A 15,831-nucleotide genomic window follows, 5' to 3' on the forward strand; every position below is an offset into this window, starting at 1 on the left:
ATCGGTCGTCGAAAGATCCGGTTTGCCGTGACGTTAGTGCAAAGCGCGGCGATAGAACATACCTGGAAATCAGTATTCCCACGCTGCTGCTGAACCTCGTTCGACATCCAGTCCGCGAATCTTACGAAGATTGCAGGCGTCGCGCATCGGACTAAAGTCCCATGCCGACGATAAATATCTGTGGGAGACTCCCGGTGCGAACCGGTCGTGACTAACGCCAAAGGCACTAGAACAATGAATCCTCAAGCGGCGCCGATGGCCGTGACCCCTTCCCCTTATGCCGATCAGATCTTTGCGGCGCAGATGGCGGCGCTGCGGCGCAACTTTCCTGTCGCGCTCGCGGGCTCGTTGCTCACGGTCGGCCTGATCGTCGTTGTATTAGACGGTAATTTTCCGCTGCGCGAATTGCTGGGTTGGTTCGCCGCGAATGCGTTCGTCACGCTCACGCGTACGGTGCTGGTGGTGAAGTACGAACGTGCGAGCCGGCAAATGGCGTCACTGCGGCGCTGGGAGCGTTCGATACGATGGTGCACGACGCTCGCCGGCGCGCTCTGGGGTCTGCCTTATGCGTACTGGCTATTTCATGCGCCTTTCGAACACCAGATGTTCCTGATCATTGGTCTGCTCACGCTCGGCACCGGCGCGATTTACGCGTATTGCATTCACCTGCCGCTGCTCTATGCGTTCGAAGTGCCTTATTTCATACCGTCGTTCGTCGCGCTTGCGCTGCTGCCGGGCACGATCGCCCATGCGCTCGGGTTGGCGGGTGTGCTGTACCTGGGGGTCACTTTCGCCTTTGCGCATCGCATGTACCGTACGCAGCTCGACTCGCTGCGCATCCGCTTCGAGAACACCGATCTGTTGCAACGTCTGGCGATCGAGAAAGAAGCTGCTGAGCGCAGCAATCTGGCCAAGTCGCAATTTCTCGCCTCGGCGAGTCACGACCTGCGGCAGCCGGTTCATGCGCTGAGTCTATATGTCGGAGTCCTACGCGAGGAGAAGCTGAATGCAAAGAGCCGTCAACTGGTCGATCACATCGGCCGGGCGACCGCGGCGATGGGTAGTCTGTTCGACGGCTTGTTGAATATCTCGCGACTCGACGCGGGCGTCATCAAACCGCGACGCCGCCATTTCCCCATCGGCTCGCTGCTCGATCAGATTCAACGCGAGTACGCACCGCAGGCGGCGGCACATCGGCTCATCCTGCGTTTGCGTTGCCCCGGCGCGCCCGTCGTCCATTCCGATCCGGTGTTGCTCGACCGCATCCTGCGCAATCTGGTCGACAACGCGATCCGGCACACACGACAAGGCGGCGCGTTGATCGCGTGCCGTCACCGAGGTGCGAACTTGCATGTGGAAGTGTGGGATACCGGCGTCGGCATTGCGCCTGAAGAACATGAGAGCATCTTTCTCGAGTTCCGCCAGTTGAGCAACCCTGAACGGGACCGCAACAAGGGCTTGGGCCTCGGCCTTGCCATTGTGCGTCGCACCGCCGACCTGCTCGGCCATCCGCTCGAATTGCGCTCGCGGCCCGGACGCGGCAGCGTGTTCGCGATCACGTTGCCGATCGGAGAGACGACAGCCGCCGCGCCGCTGTCGTCGCCTGCCGATACCGATACCGATACCGATAAGCAACGGTCCCGGGGCCAACTGATCTTCATCGTCGAAGACGATGCGGACAATCGGCATGGCCTGCGACTGCTGCTGGAAACATGGGGCTATCGGGTGATGGTCGGCAGCAGCGGCGATGATATCTTGCAGGCGACAGTCGACGCTGCCGAGAAGCCGGCGCTGATCCTGTGCGACTTCCGGCTGCGCGATCATGAGACCGGCATCGAGGTCATTGACCGTCTGCATGAGGAGTACGCCGACGACACGATCCCAGCGCTGTTAATTAGCGGTGACACGGATCCATCCCGGCTGATCGAAGCGTCCGCTCGCGCGTGGCCACTGCTGCACAAACCGGTCGACTCGGTCTATCTCCGGAGCGTGATCACGCAACTGCTCGCGCCTGCTACGCTCGAACGGGACGGCAACACTGTCTAGCGGTCAGTTCAGTTCGGCTTGCCGAATAGCCCACCACGGCGCGCGATGAGTACCGCTTGCGTGCGATTGATTACACCGAGCCCGGCCAGGATCGCAGTCATGTGCGCTTTGACGGTTTTCTCGGTCGTGCCCAGGCGCGCTGAGATTTCGCTATTGCGCAGGCCGTCGCAAACGAGTCGCAACACTTCGATCTGACGAGACGTCAATGCGCTTAGCAAGGCTGCGTCGTTGGATTGAGCGAGGCGGCGCCCGTTCGGGTGCATGGCCGCATAGGTGTCCGGCACGATCTGTTTGCCTTCGACCACGCCGTGGAGTGCGTCCAGCAATGTCTTGCTCGAAGCAGATTTGTGAATGAAACCTTGGGCGCCGGCGGACAAAGCCGCGTGCACGTCATCGGGGTCTTCCGAAGCGGACAGCACGAGAATACGAATACCCGGGCGCGCTTGCCGAAGACGCCGCAGCAAGGTACGGCCACCCAGGTCCGGCAAGTAGTAGTCCATCATCACGACGCTGATATCGGCGTGCGCGTCGAGCGCGGCAACGGCTTCTCTGCCGTTGGAAACCGCGTGCACGATGAAATCAGGCGTAGCTTGCGTGAGTGCGAGGACGAGTCCTTCGCGAAACATTGCGTGATCGTCAATCAACAGGATTGCTCGCATCAGATCCTCGGTCTCCGTGGTTGGGTCAGACGGCGGTAACGCTGGAAGTCGGACAGGACAAAGACAGGGGGAAACAGAAAAACGAAAAAGACCTTATGGATATATGTCCCTAAGGCTTTGATTTCTTTGGGCGACGCGAGAGGATTTGACTCTCCCTATCCCCTACAAATCAACGACCCACCATCGAACGTGCGGCGCCGGATGCACGGAAGTGTAGCAGGAACACGGCCTATGTTTGAGCCTCCGTCCGTAAGGGCTGCGGTGCAAATAAAAGGTGCGAAGAATCGCGGCTCGTTGATGGGTTGGTTCAAGATGCAGAAAGAACGGCATTCCAGACAGCGGGCGCAGCGGTATCCTTGAGGAGCAATTTCGCGAGGTTGAACTGACCTTTGCGAATGCGATGCATCAGTTCGATGCCGGAGATCGTAACGGCGCCGCGCCTGAAATGTTTGAAGCCGAGCATCACGTTCGTTCTGGACTTGGTGTTTTGATGGTTCTGCTCGATCAGATTGTTCAGGTACTTCGAGGGTCGGACCTTCGTGTCCTCAGGCAGCGGGCCATCGGCCTTCATTTCACTCACCGGGTTCTGTTGCAATAAGGCGATCCGCTATGATGTGCGGAACAACGTGAACGGCTGAAAGCTTGATGACGACGTTGAATCCGGCGGTGGCCCGAGGGCGTTGTCAAGTTGGCGTCTGTAGGCAAAATGTGCTGCGCATGCGTAGTTATCCTGATCAGATTGCTGTCTCGATTGCGGCTGATAAAGTCCAGCCATGCCATGTGGCGAGGCGTTCTATTAGTATGGCGCGATGACATGCCGCGTTCATCTGATGTCTGGGCAACGCGAAGTGCTGCCGAATCGGGCCGAAGCATGAGAGAAACGCCTGCGTGCGACGGGCGTCGCGAAAACCGCACATCTGGCGTTCGCGCCTACGGGTTGGCTGGTGACTGTTCTCGGCGCGGTTGTTTACGCGTGCGGCCGCTTTGACGAAAACGTGCTTTACCTGAGCGAGCTCAGGAATACCAGCCTTCGCCGCCGGATAACTGCGCAGTTGGTCGGTAACGATTTTGCGCGGCACCGGGTTTGAACGCAGCACCCGCCGAAAGAAGCGCTTGGCTGCAGCCTTGTCGCGCCGCTTTTGCACCAGCACGTCGAGTTCGACACCGCGCTCGTCAACCGCTCGCCACAACAGATATGGCTCGCCGCGCAGCGTCACGAACATCTCGTCCAGATGCCATGTGCTGCCCGGCTTGCGCCGCGCCGCTTTGGCGCAATGTGCGAATCCAGCGCCGAATTTGTCGCACCAGCAACGGATCGTTTCGTACGTGACCACGACACCACGCTCGAGCAACAACTCTTCGATGTCGCGCAGGCTTAGGCTGAACCGGAAATACCAGCGAACGGCGCAGCTGATGACGATAGCTGGGAAACGGTGGCCGTAATAAAGCGATTTCGTCTTCTTCATCGGTTCATTCTACCGCCACATCTCCAGCAACCTGACAGTGCCGTTTGCAGGTGTGGATGAAAGAAGACGAGGCAGCCAGGGCGATCGCAGCGATACCCGGCGTGGGCCTTCTAACCGCAACAGCAGCGGTCGCGACGATGGGGCATGCGAAGTCGTTCAGGTCCGGCCGCGAGTTCTCTGCCTGGCTTGGTCTTGTACCTGGGCAAACCGGTTCTGGCGGCAAGATTGAGCTATTGGGAATCAGCAAACGCGGCGATACGTATTTGAGGACGCTGCTCATTCACGGCGCCCGTAGCGTGATATTTCACGCGAAAGAATCCGGCGCATGGATCGAGCAGTTGCAAAAGCGCCGACCGCTGAACGTGGTGGTCGTGGCGCTGGCCAACAAGATGGCCCGAACGATCTGGGCGATACTGGCACATCAAAAGCCGTATGAAAAAGGCTACGTGAGCGTGAGGCCGATCCAGACAGTTAGTGTTTTGCGTTAGACAGCTTCGTAACATGGAATGGAACGTCAAGGTTGCGTTGGCATTTGAGTGTGATGACGAAACAGGTCGGACCGGGACTCACCAAGCCTGAGAACTTGTCAGGGACTAATGATCTCGTGGTGTGAATGAGGCGTGAGTCAGCGGATTTCATAGGGGCCCGCAGTGAAGCAGACTGCAAAAAGGCCGAATGTAGAGCTGCAACCCATCCTGTCGATCAAAACACACGAAAGCCTAGCGCAAAGGGGGCCGTTCATGTAGACAAGTTTGGTAAGGGCTTTGCTCATCGGGTGAAAGCGGCGCGGCGCAAGCCCGGTAGTACGTGGCACCTCGACGAGATGTTCATCACGCTGCGAGGTGAACCGTACCTGTTGTGGCGTGCGGTCGACGAACACGGTACCGAACTCGACATCCTAGTGCAAAAGCGGCGCGACAAAGCCGCAGCCAAACGTTTCTTCAAACGGGTGCTGCGCTCGAGCCCCGTGCCGCGCAAGATCGTCACCGATCAACTGCGCAGTTATCCAGCGGCAAAGGCTGAAATCCCAGAGCTTGTGAACGTGAAGCATGTGTTCGTGAAAGCAGCCGCTCGGTTGAACAACCGGGCTGAGAACAGCCATCAACCGACGCGCGAGCGCGAGCGTCGCATGCGCGGCTTTCGCGACCCGAAACGCACACAAGAATTTCTCTCGTGCTTCGGGCCGATCCGACAACACTTCGCACTGAAGCGGCATGTGATAAGCGCCTCACTCTATCGCAAACAACTCACAGCCCCGTTCGTTGCATGGCGAGAATTCGCCGAACTCGCCCAAAATCCGTCGGCTGCTTTCTGACCAGTCGTTACGTCCGCCGTCGTACCGTCTGACCCTCGACAAGTTGACAATGCCGCTCAGAGGACTGGTTCGAAGCATTCCTTAAAAGCGATGCTGCAAAATAAGTTTAACCGCCACCTGATTCGCCGTCGTCGAAGGCGAGAGTGATGAGATATCGGCCACTGCCGCGTGCCCCGTCGAATCGACGCCGCTGGCGTGCTGCCATACGCCGACCAGATTCACATTTGTGCGCTTCGAAATGAAATAGTTTCCGCCTAGGTGCCATTGCTCATAGTGTGCTCGCTCTGCACTCGTGTAGTCAAAAGAAGTGCCGACATCAATCGTCGGAGTAATTTGATATCGGGCGTTGACTTCATACGCATTAAATGTTGCAGACCCGCCCCTAAATGGCGTTGTCGTGGTCGGCAGAACATTGACGAACCGGGTGTTGGTAAATACTGCGCCTACGGTAACGGGATCAACGCTGTACGACGCCGCGACTCCCAGTACGTGCAGATCCTGAGCGGACGCGTAGCCAGAATACACAGGGCTTGCCTCCGGCGACGTGTACCCAGTGGCGCCAGGGTCCACAGATGATCCATACCCGACCACTGAAGGATTGTTGACATTTAGAAACGACACGGCTGCCAACAAGGAGCCTAAGGAGTACTTGGCGCCAACGCTGTAAATTCGATTGTGCTCTGTGCTGCCCGGCTGGCCGCCCGGGGCGTATAAACCCTCAAGTCCAAACCCACCTATCAGAGGGCTCGTGTACTTGATGGCATTATCAATTCTGAAAGTCGCGTTCAGGTTATCGAAGTCTCCCGGATGTGTTCCAAACCAAGACCACATCGCCGCCGCGCTTTGCCTACCGATATAGTCGAAACCGGGATCATACTGGCGGCCCAACGTGCCGGTACCAAAGGGCGTCTGCAAGCCGACAAATGCTTGTCGGCCGAATTCCCGGCCTCCTTGGGAAAGCTTGCCGTTGGAAGGATCAAAACCATTCTCCAACGTAAAGACTGCCTTGGTGTTTCCACCGAGGTCTTCGACACCCCGGAAACCCCACCGACTACCGTTAGTTTGGCCCGTGTCCATCTGCCATGCGGAAGCGCCTTTCTGATTGTTGGTATAGAGAATCCCCTCCTCCACCCAGCCATATAACGTTATCGAGCTCTGCGCATGAGCACTTATAGACAACAGTGAAAATATCAGTAGTGAAAACTTCTTATCCATCTTCTCCTCCTTTTTATTTTATAATCCTACCCTTAGTCTCGATCGCACGCGACTTTGATTAAGCGAGTGACGCACGATATACCACCTTCAAGAACCTCTGTATGTCGGACCTCCTAAATCAAAAACAATGCGCGTTCCTGGTTCCCTCCGATTTACAGAAAAACGTCGATAACCTTTCTCAACCCGAATATCAGAAACAACTCCCTAGACCTTATCCAATGAAATACCTTTCGTTTCGGGCATCTGCCAGGAAACTAGGAATGTCGCGGCACAGATTGCGATCACGTAAGAAACAAAGAGGTAATGGACGCCTTTTCCTGAGAGATATGCAGCCAAAAACGGCGCAGTGCCGCCGAAAACAGCGACCGAAATGGAATTGATCGCACCTATGGCTGTTGCTCTGACGCCAGTAGGAACTTGCTCGGACATGAGGGCAGGATGAATTGCCGTTATCATGGCCCATATAACTAATGCGACTGACTGAGAAACGAACAAGGTCCATGGTTGATTGGACAACATCCGATCTAACGGAAAAGACAAAACAATAAACCCGGCCGAAAACGCCATGCAGACGGTTCGACGTCCCACTCGATCGGACAGGGCACCGCAAATTGGTAAGGCGACAAGACCTACTAGTTGTGCCCCAAGACTGGCTATGAACGCGTCCTTACTGGCCATTCCTTTGACCGCAACGGCATAGGATGATGCGAACGCAGACCAGGTGTAGTACGTCACGCTTGCGCCAGCGGTTAATGTGACCAGTCGCAGAACGGCAGCCCGTGACAGCCCGCGTCCCCCTTGCGTTGCCTTTGCCTTTTCGACCTTCGGTGAGTTAACGCTTTCTTCGAAGACCTTGCTCTCTGCCATACCTCGTCGCATGAAGCTTGCATAAACGCCAAGTAAGGAACCGCCCAGGAATGGGACCCTCCACCCCCATGCCAACATTTGGTCACTTGATAGCAGGTGTGTCAACGAGGCGCCTAAGCCCGTCGCAATCAAGGCTCCAACAGAGACCGCGCCAAAGACAACGCTCGACCATAACCCGCGCGACCGGGCCGGAGCAATCTCGCAAATGTACGGATAAGAGGTAGCCCCTTCCCCGCCGTGTGCCAAGCCTTGCGCTAATCTCGCAACAATTAGGATTACCGCGCTGTAGATTCCGAGATGGGAGTACGAAGGAATCAAGCCGACGACGGCGCTGCCGATGGCCATCATCACTGTTGTTACTACCATAACGTACCGGCGCCCCCGAGTATCCGCCAACCGGCCGAAAAGAACGCCTCCGATCGGACGCGCGACAAATCCGACTGCAAACACAGCCAGCGTGTTCAGAAGAGCGGTTTGATCCTTTGTAGAATCGAAAAGATTCTTTGCAAGATACCCAGAGAAGATCGCATAGGACGTCCAGTCGAACCACTCCATTGCGTTTCCGATGCTAATAACTAGGAGCGATTTCAGAGCAGATACGCGCCCCATTGATTCGGATCGATTCTGTCCGACGCTGGCTTCCTGCAACGATTGAGAATAGGCATTTTTCATTTCGCATCCCGACATGAGAGGTATCCACCTACACGCCGCCAGAGGTCTATCATCTGCGTGATCCCGTGGTTGCGGTCGGCACCATTGAAGAAGTACGAAACAGCTCTTCTCCGCACCCTAGATCATTTGCGCTCACCGGCGGAATTGATTGCAGATGACGGACGCTGGCGATGTGTCACCTCCGGGGTTCATGAGAGCATGAACCTGAAGGAATGCCATAAGTACCAGGATGAGCCGTACGTCTGCGATTTCACTAACAACGTGGTCGTTTCCGTTGACGCTGGCCAACGGAGTTCACGCGCATCCTAATGTGGCGCTTGATACCCACGCTCCGGTCGTCGCATAGATGTCCACGTCGGGGAAATGCAGCTATACGCGATTGCGCCGGGAGCAAAGCCAGCAGCCAGCCGAAATCGATTGGAACCGACGTCGGTCCTCAACGGGCCGAGATTGATTTTCATTAACGTCTCCAATATTTTTTTTTATTTTCAATATTTCGAATGACGCGTACCGGCTGCGCATCCTGTAGCGAACGGAAGCGTCCATGCAGACTTGGCGTTGGCGTCAAGTCTCATTTCACCCAAGCTTGAATGGATCTCGCGGTTCGCCTGTCATTTCGACATAGACCGACTTCGTTTCCGTGTACTCACGGATGCCGTCGAGGCCGTTCTCGCGCCCGATACCACTTTCCTTGTATCCTCCGAACGGTGCGGCGAAGCTAACGACACGGTAAGCGTTGATCCATACGGTTCCAGCCCTCAGCTGATGGGCGACACGATGACCGCGATGGATATTTTGTGTCCAAACCGCCGCCGCCAAGCCAAATCTCGTGTCATTTGCGAGAGCAATCGCCTCGGCTTCATTGCGAAATTTGATTACGGACAAAATCGGACCGAAGACTTCCTCTCTCGCGATTCGCATATCGTTTGTGACGTTAGTCAGAATCGTGGGCTCTATGAAAAGCCCCCCGTTCTCTGAGTCTGCTGCCCCCCCGCTCGCAACGACGGCCCCATCACGCGCCGCGACATCCAGATATTCCAAGACCTTGTTGAACTGCGGAACGTTTGCCATCGGCCCCATTTCGGTATCGGAAGATATAGGGTCGCCGAGCCGGATCTTTCTCGACAGCGCGACGATCTTCTCCAGTAATGCATCGTGTACGCTCTCTTCGACGAGTAGCCGCGAGCCGGCCATACACGTTTGGCCAGACGCACCAAAGATCCCTGCGATGGCGCCATTCGCAGCTACGTCCAGGTCTGCGTCTGCAAACACTACGTTCGGCGATTTTCCTCCGAGTTCGAGAGAGACGCGAGTGAGATTTTGAGCAGCCGACGCCGCAATGGCCTTGCCCGTTTCGGTTGCGCCAGTGAAGGCTACTTTGTCGATACCCGGATGCTTTACCAAGGCAGCGCCGATTCGGCCCTGGCCGGTGATCACGTTATAAACGCCATCGGGAAAGCCGGCCTCCTTGATACGCTTTCCAAGCTCGATCGTCGACACGGACGCGTGCTCTGACGGCTTTACGACAAACGTACAGCCGGCGGCCAATCCTGGGGCAAGCTTATACGTAAGCAGTAGGCCCGGGGAGTTCCACGGCGTAATCGCAGCGACAACGCCGAGTGGCTCGCGGCGAGTGTAAATGAAGAAATTCGGCCTATCGGAGGCAACGACATCACCCTGAAGCTTGTCCGCCATCCCCGCAAAGTAATAGAAATGCTCTGCGATATATTGCCACTGGCCGAAGGTCTCGCGATACAACTTGCCATTGTCGGTAGACTCTATACGCGCAAGTTCTTCCGCGTCACGTTTTATGATGTCGCCGAGACGTCGCAACAACGCCCCGCGCTGGGTGGCGGTCAATGAGTGCCAAGGCCCTTCGTCGAAGGCGGACCTAGCTGCAGCTACTGCTCGGTCTACGTCAGCCTCTTCAGCGTCCGCCACCATTGCCCAAGGCTCACCCGTAAAAGGGTTCATGCATTCCATCAGCCGGTCCGTCGGGACCTCTTTCCCGTCAATAAACAGGCCGTACTTTCGGATAGCCTCGGCATTTCGATTCACACTACTGGTCATCTGATGTCTCCGCTTCATCTCTTTTCGGTGGCCTTTGTCGACAGGACACTCGAAGTCCGTCGGACGGCACGCAACGCAACGCACCGTGGCAAAATTCACGACGCGTGGCGCGCGCCTTGAGCCGCAGTCGAACGCGGACATGGGGAAGTCTTGCGTCCTACACTGCAAAGCCACAACTTGGTGACAACTAACCGCGATTAGCAAGTGAAGCGCGATTAGTCCCGGGCCAGAACTGCCTTACTTCTGTTCACCATTATGGGTGAGCAACGTGCCGAGTTCGAAGGGACCGTGAGCCGGCTTGTAGGTCTTCTTGTCGATGAATTGCGTGATCCCCGTGTTGTAGGAATCCTCAGGATCATTCGCACGAATCGCAATGTTCTTCGCGAGCAGATAGTCGTACGCCTGATCGAATGTCATCGTGCGCACCTGCCGCATTGCTTGCTTTGTAGCCCGAAGGACTGCGGGGCTCTTTTTCATCAGTCGCTGACACAAACGATCGATATCGGCGTCCAGCTGGTCAGCCGGGACGGAGTAGTTGATAATGCCGATCCGAGTCGCTTCCGTGGCGTCGAATGCATCGCCGAGGCAGGCATGATACAGCGCATGACGATAGAGAACGGAGTCAGCCACAACCTTCGCGACTAGCGCGCCAGGGAGAATCCCCCAATTAACCTCAGCGAGAGAGAACTGGGCTGTATCGGCAGATATCGCAAAATCGGTCGCTAGAAGTTGCATGAAGGCGCCGCCAACGCAGTAGCCTTCGATCACCGCAATCGTTGGTTTGTCGTAGTTATAAAGTCGGTCCCAGCGCCAACGGTTAGCGGTCTGCGCCATCCGCTTTGCCTGAAGGGGGTTCTTGTCCATTCCGCGGAAGAACTCATGCAAATCTTGCCCAGCCGAGAAATTGCCACCGGCACCCCGGATGATCACGATTTTGGTGTCGGGATCTTCCTCCAGTTCGACCAGTGTGCGATCCATCGCATCATGCAGTTCCGGACTCATGGCGTTACGCTTTTCTGGTCTATTAAACCAAATAGTCGAGACGCCGTTGTATTTCTCGACACGAACTACTGGCGGTTTGCTCTTCGTCTCCATCTTAATTCTCCATCATTTCACGTGGTTGGTGCTAACAATATCTCCCAAGCAGCCCAAGCGTGCCAATGAAATCGGTTCATGGCCTCATGATTCTTCTCTACGGCGGGGCACCCCAGTCATGCTCTCGCCGTTCATGCAGATTCGAGGGTAGTTTGTCGGATGCCTTGTTTGCTTCGATGTCGATGCGGGGAGACGCCAACGCTGCCCTGCGGGAAGGTCATTCACTATCAGCTCGTCTGAAAGGGCAGACTTCAATGGGAATCATGGCTCTCTCTCTGCTTACGCACGAGCCGTTACAAACGGTCTCTCACTGTAATGCGGACTTGGTAACGGCGGGTCACCACTGAGGCCCGCAATAACGAGAGTCCAATGCCAGATTTTTTTCGCTGTCTTACCGTTAGAAAGCGAGATAGGGCGTGATGTCAGGCGCTGGACCGATCGGCGACTACGGATGCCTGATCGCCTGAGCACTGCGGCTCGTGAGGACTGTCCGTCGTTATTCCAACTTCTCAAGCCTCTGCCGCAACTGCGCCCGAACATTGTTATAGCGACGACACTTCGGCTCAGATCGGCCGGTATCGGTGCGCAGGTAATGTGCTTCGTGGTCGAATCTTCGTGCTGGAAGGCTTAGCAGGTGATCTCGTCATATCGTCGCCGAGACGCCAAGTTCGTGCGTGGAATAATACTTTTGAGCCGCTTAGTATCGGGGACCGCGATAGCCACGCTGGCGTACCGAAGCGCTGGGCTGTCCATAGCCTTGCTGTCAAGCATTGGTACGCTATGCCATGTTTAAGCTGCACCTAGAGCTGAATTGATGATCCGCGACGACGTTTGCACCTTGCATGCTTATAGTAGATGAAGGCTTCTTTGCCGCAAGCCAGTCGGGTACATCAGCTCTGATCCGGCCGTTGTTGAACCCGAAGCAGCAGTGCGCATAGAACCGCTTATTCACGATCGCCACCATTACATTAGGATACCGAAATGTATCCACGATCCGCAACGAGGACGTCCAAGGGGCTCGGCCTCATCCGTAGCTACCGCTGCCATCAGGATCAGTGAGGTGGTGGCCAGCCGCGAGCGAAGGCTGACGGCTTCCCCGGACGTGAAAGACTTTAATCAAAGCATCATACCGTGCTCGCTCGGTCACAACACGCTGATGCCAGTCTTGCTAATCTCCGCCGCTCATGCCCCACGTCAGGAACTCGCGTGTCGCATCCGACAGTTCCAAAGTGAAGATGCTCTCGACTGACGTGTAGTCCGTATAGCCTAGCCTGGCCAGAGGACGAATCTTGACAATATCAATCTTGCCATCAGCGTCAATGTATTCGTCCTTAATGTGGACACCAACGACGCGGCCAATAACAACATGATGAGTTGTCTTCCAGTCAAGCCCGGGGAGAATCACGGTGGTGTAATACTTGCACTCAATACTGATTGGAGATTCAGCAACCCTTGGCGGTTTAACCAGCCTTGAGGGTGCCGCAGTCAATCCGGCTGCTTCCATCTCGTCTACGCCAGAATCAGTGATTTGCGCACTTAGGCTTACCGCCTCGCGCAGATCAAATGTCGCCATGTTGTACACGAACTCACCGGTCTCCTCGACGTTGATGACGGTGTCTTTGCGTCCGCCGTCCGGGTGTTGGCCTCCGCCGGAGAACATCAGATATCCAGGCTCGTAACCAACGTTGTTGAACTGGCTAAATGGCGCCAAGTTGATTCGTCCGGAACGCGACTGTGTGGAGATCCACCCTATCGGTCGCGGAACCATGCAACTCTTGTATGGCGAATGTTTGAGTCCATGGTCCTTTTTGTCCGGTTCATAAAACATTCCGCTTCTCCTTAAATAGATCTGTCTGAGCCCTTCGACCGGAATGGACGGAGGCCTTTATCGTTCTAGCGAGGCGTGGATCCGCCCAAGTCAACAGATTTTTCACCTGTACGAATCGCAATTCCTCGCGCGGGGAGGTCGTCAATTTCTGTTTGAAACGTCTTACGACGCCGAAGCATTCCGTGTAAACCCGCATATATCCGCTGCTTTCCCCAATCAAGAGGACGTGTAGCCAGCATCTACATGCTCCCTTACGCCCGAACGGCAATGCCGTGCTGATAGACAAGTAACCAAGACGCGCGCCGCATTAATCGACCGTTTGCCATGCAAGTTTCCACTTGCAAAGGACGACCCCCACGTCGAATATGGCCGCGGTTGGTCACACTGGCGAATGAAATTTTCTCATGGCTACATGTAGGCGCGCTGCACGCGGCAATGCGAAGCAATGTCATAATATGCAGTTCATATCGACACTGGTTTACGTCAGACACAAATATGCCGACAGGTCTGCCCTCGTTGAACCTCTTGCGTGCGTTTGAAGCCACGGCGCGACATCTCAGTTTTACACGCGCCGGGATCGAACTAAGTCTTACCCAGACGGCGATCAGTCATCGCATACGGGAACTCGAGGAGCTTTTGTCCGTGCAGCTGTTTGTCCGTCTGCAGAACGGCATTTCCTTGACTGCGGAAGGGCGTGGTTACCTGGAAGCAGTTCGGCCCGCTCTGTCGCAGATTGCTGCAGCGACCTACAGCGTTTCTTCAGCGCGCGACGACGTGTTAAACGTTGTTTGTCTGAGTGCGTTCGCCATCAGTCGCCTGCTCCCAGCATTGCCACGTTTTCAAGCGCTTTATCCGGATTTTCGCCTAAGAATTACGCCGTCCGCAGTGGCGGAACGTGCTACCTTAAAAGACTTCGATGTGGCGATTGCCTATGGGCTGGACGACTGGCCCGATCTCCACGCACAACGGATCAGTACGGAAGAAATATTTCCGGTCTGCGTACCGGCGCTGCTCGCGAAGGGCCCACCGCTACGTGGTCCGAGCGATATCACGCAATACCCAATCATCCGAACTGTTTCACCAATCATAACGGACGAATGGCCGGCATGGTTTCAATTTGCGGGAGTCAATTCGACTGATTTTTCCTCCGAGCTCTACTGTGAAGGCCTTTACTTCTCCATGTCGGCAACCTTGGCGGGCTTGGGAATTGGACTTGGACGAACGTCTCTTGTCTCTGACGAACTTCGAACGGGGCGTCTGGTCATGCCGTTTAACAGCCGAATGCCGTCTGATAGCGCCTACTTCGTCGTTAGCCGCACGGACCGGAGCGCTCTGCCGAAGGTGAAGGCATTTCGGGAGTGGCTGCTTGAAGATCTGATAGAGCCGACTCCCGGCACATCACGTTAAAAAACACCTCTGCCTTCGGGCTGATGCTAAGAAGCTGCGCGTTCCAACTCGACGCCGACTTCCCGCAGCACATCCAAAGTATGCTCGCCAAGTTTCGGCGGCGGGCGGTGCGGCTGATCTCCGCGGCTCCTATCCCTATAGACGGGTCGACGGATCGACGTCACCGCACCCATTTCAGGATGCTGGAGCACCATGAAACTGTCCAGGTGTTTGACCTGGGGATCATCGGCGACTTCCGTTACGTCATAAACTGGCGCCACCGGGACATCAAAACCGCTGAGCACGTCAAGCCAATGGTCCCTGCATTTGTTGGCAAAAATTTTCCCCGCGATGACTCGCAAAGCCTCGTAATTTTCGATACGGTCCATCCGTGTTTTGAACCGATCATCATCGAGCAGCGACGGACATTCAATCGCTTTGACGAAATTCAGCCAGAATTTTTCCTGAGACGACAGATGCACGGCGAAAAGCTTCTGGTCGCTCGACTGGAATACATAAGACTGTGAAGTATGCGCTCGTAGGTACGGGTCGGAGACGAGTTGCATTTGCGTGTAGTACGCGAACGGATCCGGAATGAATGCAAGCGTCGCATCAAGCATGTTGACCTCAATGCGACGCGCTACACCAGTGCGCTCCCGCTCCAGCAGCGCGGCAAGAATTCCTTGGCACGCATAATGGCTCGTCACGTTGTCGCCAATAGTCGGACCTGTGATGCGAGGATTCTGCGCGTCAACGAACAGGCTAGACATCCCGCTCATTGCCTGAGCAATCGCGTCGTACGCTGGTCTGGTCGCATATGGGCCATCAGGTCCGAAGCCGGTAATGCTGCAGCGGACGAGGCGTTTGTTGAGGCGAACCAAGTCGTCATCGCTGAAACCCAACCGGTCCAAAACCCCCGGTCGATAGTTTTCGAGGAGGACATCTGCGCTTCGCACCAAAGCAGCGAATGCCGATTTACCCTCTGCTGAACGTAAATCAAGCGCTACGCTTCGTTTATTCCGGTTGTATGCGCAGAAGTGCGGACTATAGCTACCGCCGCGAAAACTACGGAATGGATCTCCTCCGTCCGGGTTTTCCACCTTTATGACATCCGCGCCCCAATCGCCAAGCATCATACCCGCGAGCGGACCAGTAATCATGGTGCTCAGTTCTACAACTCGAATGCCTCGAAGCGTCTCCACAACTGTCATT

10 protein-coding genes and 3 pseudogenes are annotated in these 15,831 nt (G+C 55.9%); 4 read left to right on the top strand and 9 right to left on the bottom strand.

The features are described 5' to 3' along the window. Positions 1 to 234: 234 nt before the first annotated feature. Entirely contained in the window at positions 235 to 2,046 is a 1,812-nt protein-coding gene (locus ACUN0E_RS02975) for an ATP-binding response regulator (RefSeq protein ID WP_445565593.1), read from the top strand. A gap of 8 nt (positions 2,047 to 2,054) precedes the next feature. On the opposite strand, the gene ACUN0E_RS02980 is transcribed toward ACUN0E_RS02975, so the two are convergent. From ACUN0E_RS02980 to ACUN0E_RS02990, 3 genes and pseudogenes are all read right to left on the bottom strand, one after another. Then, entirely contained in the window at positions 2,055 to 2,705 is a 651-nt protein-coding gene (locus ACUN0E_RS02980; RefSeq protein ID WP_445565594.1) for a response regulator, read from the bottom strand. A gap of 307 nt (positions 2,706 to 3,012) precedes the next feature. Further along, positions 3,013 to 3,228, bottom strand: a pseudogene (locus tag ACUN0E_RS02985) (DDE-type integrase/transposase/recombinase); the annotation flags it as partial. A gap of 211 nt (positions 3,229 to 3,439) precedes the next feature. Further along, positions 3,440 to 4,171 carry an IS6 family transposase gene (locus ACUN0E_RS02990; RefSeq protein ID WP_445565595.1) on the bottom strand — a complete coding sequence of 244 codons (732 nt, stop codon included), beginning with the start codon at positions 4,169 to 4,171 and terminating at the stop codon, positions 3,440 to 3,442. A gap of 41 nt (positions 4,172 to 4,212) precedes the next feature. Here ACUN0E_RS02990 and ACUN0E_RS02995 point away from each other — a divergent pair. Together ACUN0E_RS02995 and ACUN0E_RS03000 are read left to right on the top strand one after the other, a co-directional pair. Continuing rightward, a pseudogene (locus ACUN0E_RS02995) lies at positions 4,213 to 4,659 on the top strand (IS110 family transposase); the annotation flags it as partial. Positions 4,660 to 4,916: 257 nt separating this feature from the next. Next, positions 4,917 to 5,486: pseudogene (locus ACUN0E_RS03000) on the top strand (IS6 family transposase); the annotation flags it as partial. Between the two features lie 81 nt (positions 5,487 to 5,567). On the opposite strand, the gene ACUN0E_RS03005 reads toward ACUN0E_RS03000, so the two are convergent. From ACUN0E_RS03005 to ACUN0E_RS03025, 5 genes are all read right to left on the bottom strand, one after another. Further along, positions 5,568 to 6,701 carry a porin gene (locus tag ACUN0E_RS03005; protein ID WP_445565596.1) on the bottom strand — a complete coding sequence of 378 codons (1,134 nt, stop codon included), beginning with the start codon at positions 6,699 to 6,701 and terminating at the stop codon, positions 5,568 to 5,570. 204 nt (positions 6,702 to 6,905) lie between these two features. Further along, complete coding sequence (locus ACUN0E_RS03010) at positions 6,906 to 8,240, bottom strand: MFS transporter (protein ID WP_445565597.1); 1,335 nt, start codon at positions 8,238 to 8,240, stop codon at positions 6,906 to 6,908. 576 nt (positions 8,241 to 8,816) lie between these two features. Next, positions 8,817 to 10,310, bottom strand: a complete 1,494-nt coding sequence (locus tag ACUN0E_RS03015; protein WP_445565598.1) for an aldehyde dehydrogenase — start codon at positions 10,308 to 10,310, stop codon at positions 8,817 to 8,819. 237 nt (positions 10,311 to 10,547) lie between these two features. Then, on the bottom strand, positions 10,548 to 11,405 hold the full coding sequence (locus tag ACUN0E_RS03020) for a p-hydroxycinnamoyl CoA hydratase/lyase (protein WP_445565599.1): 858 nt from the start codon (positions 11,403 to 11,405) through the stop codon (positions 10,548 to 10,550). 1,168 nt (positions 11,406 to 12,573) lie between these two features. Continuing rightward, on the bottom strand, positions 12,574 to 13,233 hold the full coding sequence (locus ACUN0E_RS03025; protein ID WP_445565600.1) for a flavin reductase family protein: 660 nt from the start codon (positions 13,231 to 13,233) through the stop codon (positions 12,574 to 12,576). Between the two features lie 495 nt (positions 13,234 to 13,728). Between ACUN0E_RS03025 and ACUN0E_RS03030 the strand changes: the two genes are divergently transcribed. Beyond that, positions 13,729 to 14,640, top strand: a complete 912-nt coding sequence (locus ACUN0E_RS03030) for a LysR substrate-binding domain-containing protein (RefSeq protein ID WP_445565601.1) — start codon at positions 13,729 to 13,731, stop codon at positions 14,638 to 14,640. Positions 14,641 to 14,666: 26 nt separating this feature from the next. Here the strand turns inward: ACUN0E_RS03030 and ACUN0E_RS03035 are convergent, their stop codons facing one another. Next, positions 14,667 to 15,830, bottom strand: coding sequence for a CaiB/BaiF CoA transferase family protein (locus ACUN0E_RS03035; RefSeq protein ID WP_445565602.1), 1,164 nt, complete (start codon positions 15,828 to 15,830; stop codon positions 14,667 to 14,669). Position 15,831: the final 1 nt, after the last annotated feature.

Source organism: Paraburkholderia sp. D1E (assembly GCF_052682275.1).

Coding starts and splice junctions, on each gene's coding strand:
- ACUN0E_RS02975 (WP_445565593.1), top strand. CDS start 235: ATGAATCCTCAAGCGGCGCCGATGGCCGTGACCCCTTCCCCTTATGCC.
- ACUN0E_RS02980 (WP_445565594.1), bottom strand. CDS start 2,705: ATGCGAGCAATCCTGTTGATTGACGATCACGCAATGTTTCGCGAAGGA.
- ACUN0E_RS02990 (WP_445565595.1), bottom strand. CDS start 4,171: ATGAAGAAGACGAAATCGCTTTATTACGGCCACCGTTTCCCAGCTATC.
- ACUN0E_RS03005 (WP_445565596.1), bottom strand. CDS start 6,701: ATGGATAAGAAGTTTTCACTACTGATATTTTCACTGTTGTCTATAAGT.
- ACUN0E_RS03010 (WP_445565597.1), bottom strand. CDS start 8,240: ATGAAAAATGCCTATTCTCAATCGTTGCAGGAAGCCAGCGTCGGACAG.
- ACUN0E_RS03015 (WP_445565598.1), bottom strand. CDS start 10,310: ATGACCAGTAGTGTGAATCGAAATGCCGAGGCTATCCGAAAGTACGGC.
- ACUN0E_RS03020 (WP_445565599.1), bottom strand. CDS start 11,405: ATGGAGACGAAGAGCAAACCGCCAGTAGTTCGTGTCGAGAAATACAAC.
- ACUN0E_RS03025 (WP_445565600.1), bottom strand. CDS start 13,233: ATGTTTTATGAACCGGACAAAAAGGACCATGGACTCAAACATTCGCCA.
- ACUN0E_RS03030 (WP_445565601.1), top strand. CDS start 13,729: ATGCCGACAGGTCTGCCCTCGTTGAACCTCTTGCGTGCGTTTGAAGCC.
- ACUN0E_RS03035 (WP_445565602.1), bottom strand. CDS start 15,830: ATGACAGTTGTGGAGACGCTTCGAGGCATTCGAGTTGTAGAACTGAGC.